The 20,549-nt window shown below is 40.5% G+C and carries 21 protein-coding genes and 1 riboswitch; of the genes, 16 read left to right on the top strand and 5 right to left on the bottom strand.

What is annotated here, in order from left to right:
* Positions 1 to 90 precede the first annotated feature (90 nt).
* Together JI665_RS06265 and JI665_RS06260 are read right to left on the bottom strand one after the other, a co-directional pair.
* Positions 91 to 675 (bottom strand): DedA family protein, encoded by a 585-nt coding sequence (locus JI665_RS06265; RefSeq protein ID WP_206837829.1) that lies wholly within the window; start codon positions 673 to 675, stop codon positions 91 to 93.
* Between the two features lie 23 nt (positions 676 to 698).
* A complete protein-coding gene (locus JI665_RS06260) occupies positions 699 to 1,478 on the bottom strand; it encodes an undecaprenyl-diphosphate phosphatase (protein WP_206839269.1) in 780 nt (259 codons plus the stop codon).
* Between the two features lie 269 nt (positions 1,479 to 1,747).
* Between JI665_RS06260 and JI665_RS06255 the strand changes: the two genes are divergently transcribed.
* From JI665_RS06255 to JI665_RS06215, 9 genes are all read left to right on the top strand, one after another.
* On the top strand, positions 1,748 to 2,086 hold the full coding sequence (locus JI665_RS06255) for a DUF4870 domain-containing protein (protein WP_206837827.1): 339 nt from the start codon (positions 1,748 to 1,750) through the stop codon (positions 2,084 to 2,086).
* A 93-nt stretch (positions 2,087 to 2,179) separates the two neighbouring features.
* Positions 2,180 to 3,181, top strand: a complete 1,002-nt coding sequence (locus JI665_RS06250) for a helix-turn-helix transcriptional regulator (RefSeq protein ID WP_206837826.1) — start codon at positions 2,180 to 2,182, stop codon at positions 3,179 to 3,181.
* Between the two features lie 139 nt (positions 3,182 to 3,320).
* Positions 3,321 to 3,518 (top strand): PLD nuclease N-terminal domain-containing protein, encoded by a 198-nt coding sequence (locus JI665_RS06245; protein ID WP_206837822.1) that lies wholly within the window; start codon positions 3,321 to 3,323, stop codon positions 3,516 to 3,518.
* 2 nt (positions 3,519 to 3,520) lie between these two features.
* Positions 3,521 to 4,426 (top strand): ABC transporter ATP-binding protein, encoded by a 906-nt coding sequence (locus tag JI665_RS06240; RefSeq protein WP_206837821.1) that lies wholly within the window; start codon positions 3,521 to 3,523, stop codon positions 4,424 to 4,426.
* Entirely contained in the window at positions 4,423 to 5,199 is a 777-nt protein-coding gene (locus JI665_RS06235; protein ID WP_206837818.1) for an ABC transporter permease, read from the top strand. The genes JI665_RS06240 and JI665_RS06235 overlap by 4 nt, the downstream gene beginning before the upstream one ends.
* 94 nt (positions 5,200 to 5,293) lie before the next feature.
* The gene (locus JI665_RS06230) at positions 5,294 to 6,139 is read left to right on the top strand and encodes a patatin-like phospholipase family protein (protein WP_206837814.1); all 846 of its coding nucleotides are present in this window, start codon (positions 5,294 to 5,296) and stop codon (positions 6,137 to 6,139) included.
* A 261-nt stretch (positions 6,140 to 6,400) separates the two neighbouring features.
* Complete coding sequence (locus tag JI665_RS06225) at positions 6,401 to 7,741, top strand: S8 family peptidase (RefSeq protein ID WP_206837812.1); 1,341 nt, start codon at positions 6,401 to 6,403, stop codon at positions 7,739 to 7,741.
* 204 nt (positions 7,742 to 7,945) lie between these two features.
* Positions 7,946 to 8,734, top strand: a complete 789-nt coding sequence (locus JI665_RS06220) for a hypothetical protein (RefSeq protein WP_206837808.1) — start codon at positions 7,946 to 7,948, stop codon at positions 8,732 to 8,734.
* 89 nt (positions 8,735 to 8,823) lie between these two features.
* Positions 8,824 to 9,399 (top strand): TlpA disulfide reductase family protein, encoded by a 576-nt coding sequence (locus JI665_RS06215; RefSeq protein WP_206837805.1) that lies wholly within the window; start codon positions 8,824 to 8,826, stop codon positions 9,397 to 9,399.
* A 20-nt stretch (positions 9,400 to 9,419) separates the two neighbouring features.
* On the opposite strand, the gene JI665_RS06210 is transcribed toward JI665_RS06215, so the two are convergent.
* Complete coding sequence (locus tag JI665_RS06210; RefSeq protein WP_206837802.1) at positions 9,420 to 10,241, bottom strand: EcsC family protein; 822 nt, start codon at positions 10,239 to 10,241, stop codon at positions 9,420 to 9,422.
* 127 nt (positions 10,242 to 10,368) lie between these two features.
* Positions 10,369 to 10,611: riboswitch (FMN riboswitch) on the top strand.
* A 143-nt stretch (positions 10,612 to 10,754) separates the two neighbouring features.
* Here JI665_RS06210 and ribD point away from each other — a divergent pair.
* The 6 genes from ribD to JI665_RS06180 all read left to right on the top strand — a co-directional run bounded on the left by ribD (position 10,755) and on the right by JI665_RS06180 (position 17,230).
* Positions 10,755 to 11,852: a bifunctional diaminohydroxyphosphoribosylaminopyrimidine deaminase/5-amino-6-(5-phosphoribosylamino)uracil reductase RibD gene (gene ribD / locus JI665_RS06205; RefSeq protein ID WP_206837799.1), complete on the top strand. Its 1,098-nt coding sequence runs from the start codon at positions 10,755 to 10,757 to the stop codon at positions 11,850 to 11,852.
* Entirely contained in the window at positions 11,852 to 12,505 is a 654-nt protein-coding gene (gene ribE / locus JI665_RS06200) for a riboflavin synthase (RefSeq protein ID WP_206837797.1), read from the top strand. Before ribD ends, ribE (JI665_RS06200) begins: the two co-directional genes overlap by 1 nt.
* A gap of 25 nt (positions 12,506 to 12,530) precedes the next feature.
* Complete coding sequence (locus JI665_RS06195; RefSeq protein ID WP_206837794.1) at positions 12,531 to 13,724, top strand: bifunctional 3,4-dihydroxy-2-butanone-4-phosphate synthase/GTP cyclohydrolase II; 1,194 nt, start codon at positions 12,531 to 12,533, stop codon at positions 13,722 to 13,724.
* A 14-nt stretch (positions 13,725 to 13,738) separates the two neighbouring features.
* Positions 13,739 to 14,215: a 6,7-dimethyl-8-ribityllumazine synthase gene (ribE, locus tag JI665_RS06190; RefSeq protein ID WP_206837792.1), complete on the top strand. Its 477-nt coding sequence runs from the start codon at positions 13,739 to 13,741 to the stop codon at positions 14,213 to 14,215.
* Between the two features lie 281 nt (positions 14,216 to 14,496).
* Entirely contained in the window at positions 14,497 to 15,795 is a 1,299-nt protein-coding gene (locus tag JI665_RS06185; RefSeq protein ID WP_206837789.1) for an NCS2 family permease, read from the top strand.
* 178 nt (positions 15,796 to 15,973) lie between these two features.
* Positions 15,974 to 17,230 (top strand): EAL and HDOD domain-containing protein, encoded by a 1,257-nt coding sequence (locus JI665_RS06180; protein WP_206837786.1) that lies wholly within the window; start codon positions 15,974 to 15,976, stop codon positions 17,228 to 17,230.
* Positions 17,231 to 17,271: 41 nt separating this feature from the next.
* On the opposite strand, the gene JI665_RS06175 is transcribed toward JI665_RS06180, so the two are convergent.
* Positions 17,272 to 17,523 carry a hypothetical protein gene (locus JI665_RS06175; protein ID WP_244671117.1) on the bottom strand — a complete coding sequence of 84 codons (252 nt, stop codon included), beginning with the start codon at positions 17,521 to 17,523 and terminating at the stop codon, positions 17,272 to 17,274.
* Positions 17,524 to 17,656: 133 nt separating this feature from the next.
* On the opposite strand from JI665_RS06175, the gene dapF reads away from it, so the two are divergent.
* Positions 17,657 to 18,640 (top strand): diaminopimelate epimerase, encoded by a 984-nt coding sequence (dapF, locus tag JI665_RS06170; protein ID WP_206837783.1) that lies wholly within the window; start codon positions 17,657 to 17,659, stop codon positions 18,638 to 18,640.
* 15 nt (positions 18,641 to 18,655) lie between these two features.
* On the opposite strand, the gene JI665_RS06165 is transcribed toward dapF, so the two are convergent.
* Entirely contained in the window at positions 18,656 to 20,494 is a 1,839-nt protein-coding gene (locus JI665_RS06165; RefSeq protein WP_206837781.1) for a DNA ligase D, read from the bottom strand.
* Positions 20,495 to 20,549: the final 55 nt, after the last annotated feature.

Here is a 20,549-nt window from a genome sequence, read left to right as displayed (position 1 = left end):
AGAAAGGGTGAACATTTTCTGATTAAACAAATAAAAAAAGTGTAAAATGATCATTCTACACTTTTGAGTAATAAGCTGATTTAGGTTATGTTAACTCTTCCGGACTTTGTAAAAAAAATAGAAAACTCCCGATCCCGACGCGATGACTATGATCGGCAATATAAATGGTTTTGCGTATTCTTTGATGTCTCTCCAATGGTCACCAAGTTCCATTCCCAATAATAAAAAGAGAACCGTCCATGGCACCATGGCTGCAATTGTATATACTGTAAAGACCGATAATGGCATTTTGGCTATTCCGGCAGGGATGGATATGGCATGCCGTATTACAGGAATAAATCTGGCCGTAAAGATCACTCCGGTTCCATACTTTTCAAACCATTTCTCTGATGCATCCAAATGTTTTTTTTGAATCAGTAAATATTTCCCGTATTTATCAAGAACAGGCCTTCCTCCATAAGATCCAAGCCAGTAAAGAAACAGCTGTGCTAATGTTCCGCCTGCAATCCCCGCAAGCAGGGCACCTGTAAAATGGATGTCTCCTGTGCTGACTAAAAAGCCGCCATAGCTCAAGACGATTTCGCTTGGTATCACCTCAACCATTAATCCAAGTGCAATGCCGGCATAACCCAGCTGGGAAAGTATTTCAAAAATGCTGGCAATAATCTCTTCCATTCTGATACCTCCCCATTAGAAATTTAAAAAATCCCGGTCATTTGCAGGAGTATAATGGTGAACCCTAATATCCAGACGTATACAGCAAAAATCTTCAGGGATTTTCGTTTTAGAAAATTAATCATCCAAACGACTGCTGCATAGCCAAAGAGTGCTGATGACAATGTTGCCATTAACATGCTGCCAAGGGTTATGGCTTCTGTGTGACCGGACATCAATTCGCCAAATTGCATGACAATGCCGCCTGCGATGACCGGAATGGATAGCAGAAAGGAAAAATAAGCAGCTGTTTCCCTGTCAAGCTTTCTGAAGAGTCCTGCTGCAATGGTTAATCCGGATCTGGAGACTGCCGGAAAGATGGCAGCTGCCTGAAAGGTGCCGATAAACAGGGCATCCCCATAAGTGATGCGGTCCATCTTTTTTGCGCCTTTCTTAACACCATCAGCAATCCAGATTATGAACCCGGTAAATAGAAACTCCCAGCCGATTGTAATACCTGATTTTGAAATTGAATCGAACATGTCACTCAGCAGGAGCCCGACGATTACGGCTGGAATCGTCCCGACTATCAGAAGCATCGAAAGCTTGCCGAATGGCTTCTTTACAATTTGAAGCAATTCATTTTTGTAAACGACAAGGACTGCCAGTAAAGTTCCTATATGCAGCATTGTATCAAGGAAGAGGCCAGCTTCATCTAGCCCAAATAGATGTCTCCCCAGATATAAATGTCCTGTACTGGATATAGGAAGGAACTCGGTAAGTCCCTGGATGATCCCCAGAATGAATGCCTCCAGCTTTGACATCATCTATATATCACCTTCCTAAGCAGGTATGAGAATTTGGCAAAGTCATGGCGCAATGCCTGTCTTTAGAATTTGGCAAAGTCATGGCGCAATGCCTGTCTTTAACATTTGTATTCAAGTTGTCCCATTCAAGAACTTGAAATTAAGGTTTTAATTATTTTGGGGAAGGGCGCAAAAATTAATAAATACATGAAACCTTTTAAAATGAATAACGTAAATAATATAGAAGAAATCATAAAATATATTGAGGATTATTAGGAGGAAACAGAATGAATGATTATAAAATGCCTTCCAATGATGAAAGGCTTTTAGCTGCAGCTATCTATGTAACCAGCTTTTTTACAGCTTTTTTTGGACCGCTGATCATTTGGCTTTTAAAAAAGAATGACTCTGAGTTTGTAGATTATCATGGCAAGGAATATCTGAATTTTTTAATTTCCTATACGATTTACAGTGCCATCAGCGTCGTGCTTATGATCATCTTAATTGGGATGATAACTATTTGGATCGTGGGAATCCTTGCTTTTATTTTTACGATAGTAGCTGCAGTCAAAGCGTATGAGGGCAAGGAGTACAGAATACCTTTAGTTTTCAGGATTTTAAAGTAATTTAACAGAGTCCAGGGCCGTTGCCACTGGGCTTTTTTTAATGGATAATTAATTCTGCAGAGCTTTTAGTTATACAGTACACGGGGGGAAGTAATGAATAGACTTGATAACAAACAAAGGATGCTCAAGCTTATGGAGATTCTAAGAGAGCAGACTGATGAAGAAAATGAATATACAATGGACGATATAACTGAATGCTTTAAAAAGGAATATGGACCGGATGTGAAATTAAACAAAAACTCACTGAGGGATGATATTGAGCACCTGATTGAAGCAAAATTTGATATTACCATCAACCAGGAAAAAGAGGGGATGCCTAAGTTCTACAGCCATCAATACCGTCTATTCGAGCTTTATGAATTGCGTATGCTGATTGATGCTGTTGCTTCTGCACGCTTTATCACGAAAGATGAGACGAAACAGCTGATCCGGAAAATTAAAAAGCTGACAAGCATTCATCATGCCAAAAAGCTGCATAATGAAATTATGATCGATTCCTCTGTAAAAAGTGAGAGCAAACTGGTTCGGCTGGCTATCAATGATTTGCATGAAGCCATTTCCGAGCGGAGAATCGTCACATTTCAATATGGAAGATATAATCTTAACAAGGAATTTGCTTTAAGCCACAATGGAGGGCAATACAGGGTCAAGCCGCTGGCGCTCACCTGGGTAAATGATTTTTATTATTTAATAGCCTATTACTTTGCTAATGAAGAAATCCGCCATTATCGGATTGACCGTCTGCGCAATGTAAATATAACGGAAGAACAGTTCGCATATGAACCTTTTGATGTATCCAGGTATGTGAGCTCAACCTTTCATATGTATGCCGGCTCTGAAGAGTGGATAAAAATCCGGTTCCATAACGATCTGATCAACGTGATAATTGATAAATTCGGGAGGGATGCAGACATAAGAAAGCTTGATGAAAATCATTTCGTTTTAACAGCAAAAGCCATTGTGAGTGAGGGTCTTGTCAAATGGCTCCTCAACTGGGGTAACCAGGCGAAGGTACTCTCGCCGTCCTCGCTCATTGATCAAGTAACAAACGAAATCCGCAATATGATGTCTGTTTATGAAAAAGAAAAAGATTAACCCCTTCTTTATTCTATTAAACTCTGATGCACTCCATTATTGGGGTGTTTTTTTGTTTAAAAACTATTGAATTCCCAGTGAACGTTTTAGGAACTTGCACGTCATATGAATGACATAACAAATAAGGGAGGACAGCATAATGGAGTTTTTAGAAAGTATTAATTGGGCAATTCTTGCACCTATAGTTATCATTCAGCTTATATTAATGGCCGTTGCCATTATTGATCTGGTAAAAATAGAAAAAGCAAATGGGCCAAAATGGGTATGGGCTCTCATCATTTTATTTATAAACCTGATGGGGCCAATTATTTACTTTATTTTCGGAAGGAGAGCCTGATAATGCCAGTTGTAAGCATAATAAACCTAAAAAAGCAATTCCAGGACCAGGAAGTAATAAAAGGTCTGGACTTCCAATTATCTGAAAGAAAATGTATTGCCCTTCTGGGAGCAAACGGGGCAGGAAAAACAACTACATTAAAAATGCTTGCCGGGCTGGTGAAGCCGGATTCCGGTTCGATCGTGTTTGAAGGGGCAGAAAAAGCGGATTTCCGAAGATTAATAGGTTATCTTCCTCAATTTCCCGTTTTTTATGAATGGATGACAGGCATCGAGTTTCTCGAATATGCCGGCCAGCTTGCCGGTCTTCCTAAATCAGAAGCCAAAGACAGAGCAAAAGAGCTTCTTGAACTTACCGGTATAGCTGAAGCTAAGAATCGGCGGATTGGAAAATATTCAGGAGGCATGAAGCAGCGGCTTGGCATTGCGCAGGCTATAATCCATCGTCCGAAGCTCGTCATGCTTGATGAACCGGTTTCTGCTCTCGACCCATTTGGACGCAGAGAAGTGCTGGAGCTGATGGATAAGCTGAAAAAAGAATCAGCTATCCTATTTTCAACTCATATACTAAATGATGCAGAAGAGATTTGTGATGAAATATTATTTCTCCATAATGGTGAACTAGTTGAATCAGGGACGTTGGCAGGCCTGCGAACTAAACATCAGCAGGCAAAGATTGACTTGGCTTTTAAAGAAAATACAGTGCAATATGCAGAAGAATTAGCTCTGCTTCAGCCTGTTTCTTCAATGAAATTGGATGGAGAGTATGCGAGCTTTTTGGTAGAGGATATAGAATATGCCAGAAAACTATTTTTAACTGAGATTATGAAACGGAACTTGCCGCTGGTTAAGTTTGAAATCAGCAGAACGAGGCTGGAGGATGTATTCATGAAAGTGGTGCAAAAATGAACCAATGGATGACTTTATTTAAAAAAGAAATGCTTGAAATGTCCAGAAATTTCAAATGGATATGGGTTCCGCTTACTTTTATTATGATAGCTGTAAAGGAGCCGCTGACATTATATTATATGCCTCAGATTATTGATTCTCTTGGCGGGCTGCCGGAAGGAGCAGTCATCGAGCTTCCAGTTCCATCTGCAGGTGAAGCACTCGCTGCAAGTCTTAGCCAGTTCAATACGTTTGGTGTGCTTATTATTGTATTAATTACAATGGGGACTATTGCTGGGGAAAGGAAAAGCGGTGTGGCGGGGCTTATACTGGTGAAGCCTGTTTCATACGCTCGGTTTGTAACTTCAAAGTGGGCTGGTTCTATGATTCTCATATGGTTCTCTTATTTATTAGGTTACTTCCTCTCCTGGTACTATGTAGGCGTATTGTTTGAATTTATTCCTTTTTCGGATTTTCTCCAATCCTTCTTTGTTTATGGTATCTGGCTTACACTTATTATAACTATAGTCATACTGTTCAATACGTTTATTAAATCGCCTGGTACTATTGGATTTATCAGTATTGGCGTCATAGTCATATTAAGCCTCTTGAGCAGTTCGCTTCCTCATCTGCTGGAGTGGAGTCCGGCCCTTCTATCTGCTTATACGAATGCTTTCATTTTGGGCCGTAATTTCCCGGATGAATTATTGCCGAGTATTATTGTTTCTGTTATAACTATTGTTATTTCCATGCTGGCATCAATTGCTATCTTTAAAAGAAGGGAACTTGCCTGACTTCATGGCATGTTCTTCCCTTTTGGGCAGATTTGTATATGGAAGGTTGATATTTTGGTAGTATAGCTTTAAAAGAGTGAAAGGAAGATGAACGGTGATCAGTGAAGCGGGTCTGGTGCTTGAAGGCGGAGGAATGCGGGGAGTATACACAGCGGGAGTTCTCGAGTATTTTCTTGAACAGGACCTCTGCTTTCCTTATGTAATTGGAGTTTCTGCAGGGGCTTGCAATGCAGCTTCTTACTTGTCCAAGCAAAAGGGCAGGAACAGAATTGTGAATGTGGATTATGTCACAGATCCCCGATATATCTCATGGCGGAATTACTTTAAATCCCGTCAATTATTCGGGATGGATTTTATTTTTGATGAAATACCGAATAAACTTGTCCCATATCACTATGATGAGTTTTATAAAAATGAGTCTGAATTTGTCATTGGAACAACAGATTGCCATACCGGCAAACCGGTGTATTTCAGTAAAAAAGATTATGGCAAAGATATGCTTAAGGTTTTAAAAGCCTCAAGTTCCTTGCCTTTTATTGCCCCGGAGGTGGATTTTAATAGCCGGGTCCTCCTTGATGGCGGAATCAGCGACCCTATACCAATCAAGAAAGCCCAGGAAGATGGATTCAAAAAAAATATAGTGATTTTAACAAGAAACAGGGGATATTCCAAAAAGCCATCTAAATTTACTTTTATGGTCAAAAGGAAATATCCGCATTATACCGGGCTGCAGAAAGCACTGGCGGAACGCTGCCGGACCTATAACGATACCCTCCGCTATGTTGAACAGGAAGAGAAGAATGGGACAGTTCTTGTCATCCAGCCGCAGGAGCCATTAACAGTGGGACGGATGGAGCGGAATCCTCAAAAACTGGAAAAGTTATATCTGCAAGGATATGAGGATGCAAGAACATCCTTTGATAGAATCAATCAATTTTAGCCAAGCCGCATCTAATAAGATGCGGTTTTTTCTTAAGGAAATAGTCTTGTCTTTTCGACAGGGCTGAAGATGAACAAACAAAGTTTTTGATTGGGAATCAAGTAAATAGACCCAGGCAGACTTAAAATGTAAAAAGACAAATGGGTTCTAAGTATTGTTTCCTGAAAAGTGACGAAGAAGTATGTCGAAATACAAAGATTGTCGAGACTTTTATTTAGAATATAATGAAAATTAGAAAATATAAGGGGGTCTCAATAAAAAATGAATATCAAGAAGGGCATCGTAACGGGAACATTAAGTTTGGCATTATGTGCCTCAGCTGTTTTTGCGGGTTCTGTCAGCATTGGACAAGCCCAAACGGCTGAAAAGAGTTTTTTAGTTGTTTTCAAAGATGAAGCAAAGCTTCCTGCAGGCTATACAGAATTAGTGAGAAAATCTGGAGGACAAGTAGAGAATAAGCTTGATAAATTAGGAGCTGTTGAGGTTTCATCAGCAAATCCTAATTTTCTTAATGAAATTCGGAAGTCTTCCTTGGTATTGTCTGCTGGCGCTGAAAATGTAATTTATCCCGAAGCTCCTGCAGTAAATGCAGATCTTCCATTAGATAATGCTGATCTATATCACAGTCTTCAATGGGATATCAAACAAGTAACAAATAATGGTTCGTCATGGAATCTTCCTGGAGGAACTGGAAAGACAGCTGACGGTAAAGATATCGTTGTTGGTGTAATCGACACAGGTATTGACTATAATCATCCAGATTTAAAAGAAAATTACGCATATGGTAAATCCTTTGTTCCGGGCTACCCGGATCCAATGGATGAAAACAGCCATGGAACCCACGTTGCAGGATCAATTGCAGCGAAAGGAAGAACAATGGGTGTAGGACCTGATTTAAAGGTAGCAGCATACCGTGTATTCGGCCCGGAAGGCGGTGCAGCGACTTCCCATATCGCAGAAGCTTTAATAACAGCTGCGGATGACAATGTGGATGTTGTCAACATGTCTCTTGGCGGCTATGACTGGTTCCAGAATCCCGAGTATACAACCAAGGAAACTGTAGCGGACGTGCAGATGTTTAACAGAGCCATTAAATATGCGATTCAAAAAGGTGTTACTGTAGTTGGTTCTGCAGGAAATAACGCTGTTGATTTAAAGAGTCCGGGACAGCTGTCAGGTTCTGATAACGGTGCAACACACAGAAGCCCCAGCAGTCAATTGATGATTCGTGTATCTGCGGGAGGAGCTTTAAAGAATCTTGCTTTCTATTCCAATTACGGTGTCGGCAAAATTGATGTTATGGCACCTGGCGGAGACTTGGGCCCAAACTATGATCCAAATACTGGAGCTGGCAGAGACAATACTTATTTGGCATTAGCAACAATCCCTGGCGGCGGGTATGGGTATAAAGGCGGGACTTCTATGGCCGCTCCGAAAGTTGCTGCACTGGCTGGTGTTATCATTGCAAAACATGGGAAAGACCAAATCTCTCCTGCACAAGTAAAGCAGATCATTCAATCTTCATCAGAGGATATCTTCAAGCCTGGATACGACGAACAATCTGGCCATGGGCTAATTAATGCAGTTAATGCTTTAAAGTAATTCCATCAAAAAAGCTGGCGGAAAGTGTCCGTCAGCTTTTTTATTTGAAGGATAATCAGTGAATAAAGATGTTAAGGAAAAACTCAAACAGACTATCTGCAGATGCATCGTTATGTAAACTTCATAAAATCCCGCCAAAATTCATTTTTATAGAAAGTAATTAATAGACTATAGAGAAATAAATATAGCGGAGGAGACATTCTGATGAATATCCAGCAATATTACCTGAAAACAGCTGACATCTCAATAAATGCAAGCCTTGCCGCACTTGTACCTCCATTTTTCATTCTATTGGTTTTAATAGAAAAATTTCCAAGGACTTATTTAATCCTTTTTCTAATCCCTTTCATCTTATATAGTTTTTTGTGCTATCAAATTCACTTGCTGAATAAGCAAAGGGCGGCCGAGATAGTGGAGAGAAAGTTCAAGAAAAGCAGACAAGCCCGTCTCTCATTGTTAAGCCAGTCAAATTTGATGATCGTTTTTATGCCGGCACCGTCCCTTAGAATGGTGCTTTTTGACCCGGAAGGAAGGCAGGTTGGTGAAATCAGGGATATGAAAATGTGGAAGTTTCGATGGTTCTTGCCTTATTTTTTGGATCGGCTTTTTCCAAGAAGGCTGGGAATCTATGATCATAGCGCAAATCTGGAGGCATCAATCCTAATTGATAGAAAAGGCATAGATATTTCGTCTGCGAAAGATTCCTGCAAAGAAACAATCATTAATAAAAAAGATGGATTCAAACTGGTATATGAGAATGGCTGTGACCGATATTCCATTGCTAAAACCTTTTTCCATACGGATTTTCAAATTCTTGATGAGAAATCAAAAAGAATTGCACGCCTTCGCAAAGGATGGATGCTGCTTGAGTGGGGGGAGCAGTTTAGGGACCCCAATACACCTGTACTTTCTTTTGAAGAGGGTCTGACAGCAAAAGAAAAGCTTAGAATTTATGCCATTTTTGCGACGCTTTTTCTTTACCGCAATCACTAAAACCGTATGCACATTTATAGATTCTATATTCCCCATATAGTATGATAAGTTCAGTTAAAGTATAGGGATATCAGTTTAGAGGTGTTGGAATGAAAAAGTTTCTACTCGCAGCCGCAGTTATTGTCCTTTTGCTGTTTATTGTCGACAAAACCATTCTCAAGGACAAAGGGGTAGTAGAGCAAGCCGGACAAATGCAGAAATACGATAAAATGGAAGATCCTGAAGAATTGCCTGTTGGTCTGGAGAAAGGAAATCTTGCTCCTGAATTTGAACTGACAGATATGGAAGGAAACCCAGTAAAACTCTCCGACTATAGGGGCAAAGCAGTGCTTTTAAATTTCTGGGCAAGCTGGTGTCCTCCTTGCCGTGCGGAAATGCCGCATATGGAGAAGCTGTATAACAAGTATAAAGATGAAAATTTCACTATTCTTGCTGTCAATCTCACAAACACAGAAAAGAATAGCGGTGATGCAGATAAATTCGTAAAAGAGCTGGGGCTGACCTTTACAATTCCTATGGATGTAAAAGGCGAGGCAGGTTCTGACTATAATATAATGGCCTATCCTACAAGCTATTTTATTGATTCAGATGGTGTTATTAGAGAAAAAGTTTTGGGAGCTTTAAATGAAGAGTATATGGAGAAGGAGATCAAAAAGCTTCCATAAATAAAACCGGAGAGCCATTGTTAGCTCTCCGGTTTTATTTCTTTAATCATATTCTGGTGCAGCCGATTAACGATTACTCTTTTTCGATATAGCATAATGCCTGCTTCTGCAATATCATTTACGGCTGAGCGATTAATGAAAGCTCCAAACAGCAGTCCGGCTATCGGGATCATTTGGAAAAGTTTTTTCCAGCCAATTTGGTCCCTGTAAGAAAACACAACTTCTCTCCATCCCTGAAGCTCGGAAACGACTTCCCTTTTTGGTCCTTCTTCTATAGATCCAAACATGGATAGCTGCTGCAGAATGGCTTTTTTTCCTACAATGTCACTGGAAACAAATTGCAGAATTTTTACGATGAACATCCTTTCATTTTTATCAGCTGGATCAAAGCCATAGCAAATCGCGATATCCTGCAGTGTTTTTAGTTGAATGCCAAGGAGAAGCGGGATATCAATGGTCAGGGTGAAAATCCCTCCGACCCCAGTACTCGCACCTTGCAATGCAGCGGTTCTTTTTCGGTTTGAGCTTAGCTTTTCGGCGGCTTCATCCATCTTTGATATGGGCAGGGCCACTACATCCTGCAGTGTATGAATATTTTGTTCGGGATAATAATTCTTTAACGCTGAAGCTGAGCTTAAATATCTTCCTCCTGATTGAATATATGTGCCAAGCTCATCAAGAATCACTCCAACCTTTTTTTGTATGAACTCCGGTGTGAATCTATCAATAAGCTTAAAAGGGAGTCTGCCCAGCTTCTCCCAAAACCATAAATCACCTTGGTCTTTTTCCCATTCTTCACATTTTCTTAATTCATTTATTAAATGTTCTCTTGGTTCAATCATATTTTAAAGTCCTCTCCTTCTTCAATAATTACTATACGGCAGTTTAAAGCAAAAGTTTCAATTCTTTCACAAACAATTCTCTTTGTATATTCCTACTATTCATGGTAAGATTCTTATAATAGAATAGGATTTCCTTCGGGGCAGGGTGAAATTCCCAACCGGCGGTGATGAGGGTACGCCCTCTTAGTCCGTGACCCGGTTTTATAAGTAGAGATGCAAGGTGCATGCGCTTTTCAAAAAGATAAGTTTGCATTAATTCTGAAGCTAGATAAGTGTCTAGCTCCAGGCGCCATCGGCTTTTCTTATGAAAACGGTGGATTTGGTGAAACTCCAAAGCCGACAGTGAAAGTCTGGATGGGAGAAGGAATGATTATAGTGCTGCGTTCAAAAAAAATTTTTTTAAACGCTTATTTCGTCATGTGATTTTGCCCCGTTTCACCTAGCTGGTGTACGGGGTTTTGCCGTTTCATACTTAATTTGGAGAAATAGTAAGGGAAGGAGGATTCAGATAATTTGAACCATCAGGAATATATGAAGTTAGCCATCAGTCTGGCAGCGGCCGCGAAAGGCCAAACCAGCCCTAACCCGCAGGTGGGTGCGGTTGTTGTAAAAAATGGTGAAATTCTGGGGATGGGTGCTCACCTGAAAGCAGGAACTCCCCATGCTGAAGTCCATGCGATTGCTGCAGCTGGCGATAAGGCTAAAGGCGCTGATATTTATGTCACTCTTGAGCCATGCAGCCATTTTGGAAGGACTCCGCCATGCGCAGACTTAATCATTAATTCAGGAATTAATAGGGTTTTTATTGCTTCTGAGGATCCAAATCCTCTTGTTTCCGGCAAAGGAATTGAAAGGATGCAGGATGCCGGGATTGAAGTAGTGACCGGCATATTGAGGGAGGAAGCAGATGCCCTAAATGAACCATTTTTTCATTTTATAAAAACAAAGACACCATATGTAACCATTAAAGCAGCCTCATCGTTTGATGGGAAAACAGCTGCAAAAACCGGTGACAGCAAATGGATTACCTCTCCAGAATCCAGGCAGGATGTACATCGGCTACGGCATGAACATGACGCGATACTTACAGGTATAAATACGATCATTCACGATAACCCTCTTTTAACCGCCAGGCTGCCCCAAGGCGGAAAAAATCCCATTCGAGTTATATTAGATACAAATCTCAGAATTCCGGCTGACGCAAAAGTCATTCGAGATCAGTCTGTAAAGACCATAATCTTTACCGGCAGAGAAATAGATCGGTCAAAGGCAGAAGAGATAAAGAAGTATGGTGCTGAAATTTTTTCTTTTCCTGCTAATGAGGTGCCGATTAAAGAAGTTTTAAAAAATTTAGGTGAAAGAAATATCATGACTTTATTTGTTGAAGGCGGATCAGAGGTTCATGCTTCATTAATAAAAAGCGGTTTCTTTCAGCAGATAATCCTTTATATGGCTCCTAAAATTATTGGAGGCAGCGAGGCGATTCCATTTATTGGCGGAGACGGTGCCGACTATGTAAAAGATGCCCCTGTACTGGAATTCACAGAAATTGAAAGGATTGGCGGCGACCTTAGAATTACCGCAAAACCGCTGAGGGAGGCCAAGGAATAATGTTTACTGGGATTATTGAGGAATTGGGAACAGTAAAAAAAGTAGTTCAGCAAGGCAAGGCCATGAAACTGACGATTCAGGCCTCCAAAGTTTTATCAGATGTTCAACTGGGAGACAGCATTTCTGTAAATGGCGTATGCCTTACGGTTACAGAATATGCGAGAAATGAATTTTCAGCAGATGTCATGCCTGAAACATTTAAAAGCACTTCGCTTTCTGCCATTAAAGAGCGAACAAAAGTCAATCTGGAGAGGGCGATGTCGGCAAATGGCCGATTTGGCGGGCATTTTGTGACAGGGCATGTTGATGGAACAGGTCAAATCATAAAAAAAACAGCGAGTGAAAATGCCATTTATATACAGATATCTGTACCGAGTGCATTAAGCCATTTGCTTATCATGAAAGGATCAATCGCTGTGGATGGGATTTCCCTGACAGTTTTCGGCAATGGAGACAATACCGTTACTGTCTCGATCATTCCGCACACAGCAAGTGAAACGGTACTCGGCTTCAAAGCAGCGGGAGACATCGTTAACCTTGAGTTTGACATGCTTGCCAAATATCTGTATTCCTTCATGAACAGGCAGCAGGAAAGCACATCGCCTAAAGAAGCAATTTCAGAGCGATTCCTTAAGGAGAACGGCTTCTTATAATTAGCAAAAGGAGGGTCAATAAACCATGTTCAGTGAAATAAATGAGGCATTAGAAGATTTAAAAGCAGGAAAAGTCATCATTGTCTGTGATGATGAAGATAGGGAAAATGAAGGGGATTTTCTGGCAATTGCGGAATATGCGAAACCCGACACGATCAACTTTATGGCTAAAGAAGGCAGAGGTCTGATTTGTACACCTATCACTGAGGAGCTGGCTGAAAAGCTGGAACTGAATCCAATGGCAGAAGTAAACACTGACAGTCATGGAACAGCTTTCACAATCAGTATTGACCATGTGAAAACCACTACAGGGATCAGCGCATTTGAGCGTGCATTCACTATTAAAGAAATGCTTGAGGAAGACGCTAAACCTGCAGACTTTTCCCGGCCGGGACATGTTTTTCCGCTGGTGGCCAAAAAAGGAGGAGTCCTAAGGCGTGCAGGCCATACAGAGGCTGCGGTCGATCTGGCACGTCTTGCCGGTGCAGCACCAGCCGGGATTATCTGTGAAATTATGAAAGATGATGGAACAATGGCTCGAGTGGATGACCTGGAAAAAGTGGCTGAAAAGTTTAACTTAAAAATGATTACTATTCAGCAATTGATAGAGTATCGATTGAAGCATGACTCCATTGTAAAAAGGGAAGTGGAGATACAGCTTCCAACAGAATTTGGAGATTTTAGAGCGGTAGGTTATACAAACACAATCGATGGAAAAGACCATGTTGCTCTTGTAAAGGGAGAAATCGATGAAAACGAACCCGTATTGCTCCGTGTGCATTCGGAGTGTTTGACCGGGGATGTATTCGGGTCTAACCGCTGCGACTGCGGGCCGCAGCTTGAGGCAGCATTATCGCAGATTGAAGAGGAAGGCCGGGGAATCCTTTTATATATGAGACAGGAAGGGCGCGGCATCGGCCTGATCAATAAATTGAAAGCCTATAAGCTGCAGGAAGAGGGCTACGATACCGTTGAAGCAAATCATAAGCTCGGATTTAAGGACGATCTTCGCGACTATGGGGTAGGTGCACAAATCCTTAGAGATCTCGGGGTAAAAAAAATGCGCCTGCTAACCAATAATCCCCGCAAAATAGCTGGACTGGGAGGCTATGGGCTGGAGGTATCCGAACGGGTTCCTCTTCAAATGCCTGCCAAATCTGAAAATGAGATTTACTTAAAAACAAAGAAAACAAAACTTGGGCATTTATTACAATTTTAAGGGAGCGATTAGAGATGAAAAAGGTAATCGAAGGACATTTAGTAGGAACAGGATTAAAAATGGCAATTGTAGTGTCGCGTTTTAATGAATTCATTACAGGCAAGCTTTTAAGCGGAGCGGAAGATGCACTTAAGCGCCACGGAGTAAGCGAAGAAGATGTGACTGTTGTTTGGGTTCCTGGAGCTTTCGAAATCCCGCTGGCAGCTAAAAAGCTATCCCAATCCGGAAAATATGATGCAGTCATCACCCTTGGCACAGTGATCCGCGGAGCAACACCGCATTTTGATTTTGTGAGCGGCGAAGTGGCTAAAGGGGTCTCAGCGACTGCATTGCAGAGCGGTGTCCCTGTAATCTTCGGTGTTCTTACAACTGACACGATTGAACAGGCAATTGAGCGTGCAGGCACCAAAGCCGGAAACAAAGGATGGGAAGCGGCTGTTGGAGCTATTGAAATGGGCAATCTGTATAGACAATTAACTGACGGTGAATAAGGTTCCGCATTTTTACAGCGTGAAAAAAATAAGTGTATGCTTACAAGTGCAACAGTCTTGCCCTATTGCTATATCTATCAAAAATCAGCGGGGAAATATCCGCTGATTTTTTTTTAGAAAAATATGAGCAGACGTCTGACCTTTCTATTGGCAGAAAGGTTTTTTTTTGATAAAATACAGCTTGTGGCTCACCCGTTCTTTTAACTGATCACTCTTAACTGAGGGATATATACGGGGAGAGCGGGTAGGGAGAGGGCTAATTGAATAGATAGGTAGTATATATGAATAAGTGGTTTAACCAGCTTTTTCAGCTTGATTCAAGTGGAACAACTGTAAAAAGGGAGGTTATGGCTGGGGCAATCGGCTTTTTTACGATTGTTTATATTATCGCAGTTAACTCTCTAATTCTCTCTGAAGCAGGAATTCCGCTGGAAGCAGCCATTTTTGCAACCATTATAACATCGATTGCCGGCTGTTTGATTATGGGGTTTTGGGCAAATGTACCGATTCTCCTTGTGCCTGGAATGGGAATTAACGCTTTATTTTCCTATACAATGGTCCAATCCATGGGCTTATCCTGGCAGGAAGCATTAGCTGTTGTCTTTATATCTGGTCTGATCTTTGTATTCGTGGCTTTTTCGCGATTCGCAAAGACATTGAGCGAATCGATTCCACACTCACTTAAAGAAGCAATAACAGTGGGGCTCGGACTTTTCTTGATGCTGATCGGACTTGAAAAAGGCGGAATCGTTGAAAAAGGGACAAACTCCATTATTGCTATGGGTGAACTTGGAGACCCGCAAGTGCTTGCGACCATCTTAACGTTCTTGCTTGCCATCATTTTATTCATGCGCAATGTGCCTGGCAACTTTTTGATTACTGTTGCAGCAGGAACATTGATAGCATGGGCTTTTGGTCCGATTAATGTGCAAAATACCGATGAAAAGCCGTTCGCTCTTTCCGATTATATGGAAGTTTTTGGAGCGATGTCATTTGATAACTTGCTTTCCGTCACTTTTTGGATTGCCATTTTTTCATTAACAATGGTTCTTGTCTTTGAAAATATCGGATTAGTTCACGGTCATGTTGGATTTATAAATAGGCCGGAACAGTTTAAGCGTGCTTTTCAGGCAACTTCAGTTTCTGCATTATTGTCAGGTATTTTTGGGACAAGCCCGACTGTAGCAACGGTTGAAAGTGCAGCGAGTATGGCTGCCGGCGGACGTACAGGATTGACAGCAGTTACAACTGGATTGCTGTTTATGCTATCAGCATTCTTTATTCCTGTTATTAAATTGATTCCCAACAGTGCAATTGCACCTATTCTTATCATTATTGGCGGACTGATGCTTCAAAACATCCGCAACCTTGACTTAAAGGATATGAGCGAAAGCTTTCCAGCTATCTTTATCATTGCGATGATCCCGTTCACGTATAGTATTGCGGACGGCATTGCCATTGGATTTATTCTTTATCCAATCTTAAAGATCTCGATTGGCAAAGCAAGGGAAGTTTCATTTGCATTGTATGTCATAGCTGCTTTATTTTTATTCAACTTTGTTTTTCATGTCATTAGTTAATATAGATAGTAGGATGCCTATTGGGGCATCCTTTTTCTTTTTTACTGAACAAAGGAAAATGGGGAATTTTGTATAAAAATATAAAAATTTCTATTTATTCAACAAGTTTCGACATACTCAATAAATGAATTGAGCTACTATATGTCTATAGTAATATGGCGTTTTCGGAGGTATGTCAATGGAAGTGTTTGTAGCAAGGCAGCCGATTTTCAATTCTAAAGAAGAAGTGTTTGCTTATGAGCTTCTGTATAGGAATAATCAGGTGAATGCCTTCCCAGAAATAGATGAAGATCAGGCCACAGCTGAGGTTATTATTAATAGTTTTTTAAATATAGGGATTGACCGTCTTTCTGAAGGAAAGCCATGTTTTATTAATTTTACGGAAAAATTGCTGAAGCTCAAGCTCCCTGCATTTTTTAGGCCTCGGGAAATCGTTGTCGAAATCCTTGAAACTGTTGAGCCTAGTGCAGAACTGGTCAATATTTGCAAAGATTTGAAGGAACTAGGTTATCAGATAGCACTTGATGATTATGTATTCAATGAAACCAATCCGTTTGCAAGACAATTGCTGAAATACGCTGATATCATAAAGGTGGACTTTCTTAATACACCAAAAGATATGCGGGAAAGAATTGAAGTGCTTGTTAATCAGCTCAAAATTAAAACAGTTGCTGAAAAGGTTGAGACAAGAGAGTGCTACGAAGAAGCGAAAAGAAGGGGTTACGATTATTTTCAGGGTTATTTTTTTGCGAAGCCTGTCATTATGTCTACACATGATGTCCCGTCCTATTTTCAATCATATTATGAGATGATTCAAAACCTGTCAAATGAGGAGCCAAGTCTTGACCGCATAACTGAATTAATCGAACGAGACATATCACTGTCGTATAAATTGCTGAAACTAATAAACTCCCCGGCTTACCGTCCAAAGCAAAAGATAAATTCAATCCGCCAGGCCATAGTTCTGCTGGGATTGATAGAACTTGAAAAGTGGATCTATGTATTGGCGGTGAGGGAAAATATTATTCAAAACTCCCAATTGGCTGAAGAGACAATCAGATTGTCAATGACTCGTGCCAAAATGTGCGAGGAAATTGGGAGGCTCAGGACCGGAAAAGGTGTTTCGGCCAGTTATTTTATAACAGGGATGTTTTCATTAATGGATTCATTGCTGAATATCCCGATGAGTCAAATTCTCGATGAACTTCCTTTGCAGGATGATATTTGTGAAGCACTCCGAGGGAAAACTAATAAGCTGAAAGAGATACTCGATCTTGCTTTTGCGGTAGAGAAAGCACAATGGAGCAGGATCGGCGAAATGTGTGAGAAACTGAATGTTGATGAAAAAACCATTTTTAAGATCTATTCAGAATCATTAGCCTGGTCCAGCCAGCTTATGAATCCTGAAAAACATACCAGCAAACAGCCGATCTAATATATTAGCCTCGGTGCTATTACAGATATCTTTTCTGCGGCTTAATATATCAATTCTGCGGCCATTTTCCTTTTAACAGACAATGGAATGTCTGCCTGGGAAAGGTCCTCGGGGAAGGGGTAAATTCCATAGTCATTAAAACGCACCCGGATAATCCCTTCATATACAATTGTTTTATTAAAAAATGCCGTTGTTTCTACAAAGGCGTTTTTTTCATTAATAACGCTTCCAAACTCTTCGATCCGCTGAATGAAAAATTTAAATGTATAAAGATCAGTATTAATATCGTTCACTTCCCTAAATGACGGAACTTATCAGTTTTCTAATAAGTTAATAATATAATAAAGAAAACAATTATTGAATAATACATACTTTTATGGCACTCTTATTTATAAGTTGAGCTACAAATGGTTTGGAGGTATTACTATGAACATTGAACTGCTGAAATGTCATGGATCAGGAAATGATTTCTTTATAATAGACGAAATTTCCCGTACGTATAATTTTACAGAAGAGAATCGTGCTGAGCTTGCCAAAGCAATATGTGACCGCACCACTGAACTTGGAGCAGATGGAATTCTTTTCGTGTTAAAAAGCGAAAAAGCAGATGCCAGGATGCGTGTTTTTAATCCGGATGGATCAGAAGCCTCCATGTGCGGAAATGGATTAAGATGCGTTGCCCGTTATGTATGTGAACTTCTTGGTCTAAAAGAAGCCATCATTGAAACCATGAAAGCGGATTTGCAGGTGAAAAAGCAAGTGGACATCTTTGAGGATATTCCAACTTATCTTGTTGAAATATCACCTGTTTCATTCGATTTGAAGGATCTTCCTTTGGTTCTCGATAAAGAAACTTTAATTAATGAAAAAGTCAGCGGGATTTCAGAGGAATTAGCTTTTACGGCCTTAGCAGTCCCTAATCCCCATTTTGTTTCCATTGTGGAGAAAGAGCATATTACATCTGACCTGCAAAAAAAGATCAGCGAATATTTGAACGGGCCGAATGATTTCTTTCCTGATGGAGTAAATGTCAGCTTTGTAAAGCCACTAAAAAAAGGGCATATTTATGTAAGGACATTTGAGCGGGGAGTAGGATTTACCAATGCCTGCGGTACTGCCATGTCCGCTTCAACACTTGTCACTTGCATGAATGGGCTTAATAATATCGAAGAGCCTGTTGAGGTATACAATAATGGCGGAAAAGTTCGCTGTGTAGTTCATGAGAAGAATGGCAGACAGTCCATTGATTTAATTGGGAATGCCAGCTATGTTTACCGCTGTGAAGCGGAAATCAATTTGGAAAAACCAGCGGAGTTCACCCTGTCCCAGAAAGAGGAATATACTGAAGAAATTAAGCAGTATGCCAAACTTCAGGAATATGCCCAAGCAATACTTAAAGAATGGATGTAGGATAAGGCACTGGCCTTATCCTTTTTTGTTTTGCTGTTTTAAAAAATCGAGCACCGGAGAAAAGGGCTGAATTTCCTTTGTCTGAAAATAAGAACTGAATGGATCTCCATCGCTGTTTACCCTTTTTATAAGGTTGGTTATCTGAAACCGCTCCATTGTTAATTTCTCGTTGACTTCATCCCAAAACAGAGGAGAAGCAACAGTCGCTGCCTTATTTCCTCTTGCTGAATAAGGAGCGATGATTGTCTTGCCTTCTGCATGCTGGATATAATCCACATAAAGCCTGCCTCCCCGATTTTTCTTTAATCTTTCTGTTGTAAAAGAATCGGGGTCTTTGGAAATTAGATACTGGGCAATAAATTCGGTGAACAGCCGGGTATCATCAAAACTATACGTATTTTCCTGCAGCGGGATATAGATTTGCAGACCCTTATTGCCGGATGTTTTAACAAAGCTGATTAACTTCAGCTGATCAAGCACCTCTTTAATCAATAGAGCAGCTTTAATGGCAAGATGAAAAGCGTCCCTCGAAGGAGGATCTAAATCAAACACTATTTCGCTTGGTCCCTTGCTGTAAATAGTCTTAAATGGGATATGATATTCAAATGCAAGCTGGTTGCCAAGCCAGAGCAGCGTTTGAAGATTATTGCAGACAATATAGTTAATGCCTTCTGACATTTCGGTTTCCACAAAATCCGGTGCGTAATCCGGACAATTTTTCTGATAGAATGGTTCAGCAAAGATCCCATGCGGATAGCGGATTACAGTTAAAAGCCTGTTTTTTAAAAATGGCAGCATATATGGAGCAATCTCTCTTAAAAAGTGAATATAATCAACCTTTTGAATAGCTGGTGTTTCCCATAATGGCTTATCTGGATGGGTGATTTCTATTTCGGGAGGCAGGTTTTTCTGCTGTTGTATAAATTTATCATAAGTACAGGCATCAGGCTTCAAATCGAAGCGAAACTGGTGAAAGTGCGGTTCGCGCATTTGATCCTCATAAATCTCCAGATACTTAACTTCCACACATATGGCTGGTTCTACATAAATAAATTGGCTGTTTTCATCTGTTTTATTATCTTTGATTATTTGGAACAAGGCTTGTTTTTCATCGGGCTTCAACCCAAAAAGAAACTGTCCGATTGCAATGACAGCATCCCCCTGGTACACACCAGCATAAAAGTAGCCATTTGATTTTTCATATGCAGTGATAAAGCAGGAAACGTATTTCCAATTCTTGAATTTTAGCCATAAAGATGATCTCTTTCCTTCTTCCCATTTATTCTTCAGTTGCTTTGCCACGATTCCTTCTCCATCATGCAGGACAATTTTTTCCCAAAGTTCATTAAAGCTGCGGTATGGAGGGATTAATTGTATCAGCCTCGGATCCTTCTCATCAGGTTTTAAAGGCATATTACAATCTTTAAACAATGCTTCCAATTCCGCTTTTCTTGAAGCGTATACATTATCAGTCATTTTTTTACCTTTTACCATCAAAATGTCAAAAATGAGAAGACGGCATGGGGCAGTTTTTGCTTTCTCTTGAATTTTCTTTTCAGACCTCATTCTGCCCCTCACCTGGATGGACCCAAAATGAGCTTTATAGGCATTCTCCAGAAAGACTAATTCTCCATCTAATGTTAGTGGAAGGTATGGTTCGAATTTATCTTTGTTTTGCTCCAAATATGCCTTAATTTCCGGGAAAAGATGTAATAAGGGCTTATCGTTTCTGCTTGTCAGTCTGGGTTCTTTGTCCAGGTGCAGGATTGCTCTAAAACCATCATACTTTGCTTCAAAGAGCCACTCCTTCTCTTCCGGAACATCGAAAGTTAGTGTAGGCAGCATAGGTCTCATTCAATTTGGCCTCCCTTCTGCAATCGTCATATTAGTTTTGGCCATTGCCGCTAAA

The organism is Bacillus sp. NTK034 (assembly GCF_017303275.1).
GTDB lineage: Bacteria > Bacillota > Bacilli > Bacillales > Cytobacillaceae > Cytobacillus.
The sequence above is the reverse complement of the archived record's forward strand: the minus strand, read 5'-3'. Positions and strand labels throughout refer to the sequence as shown.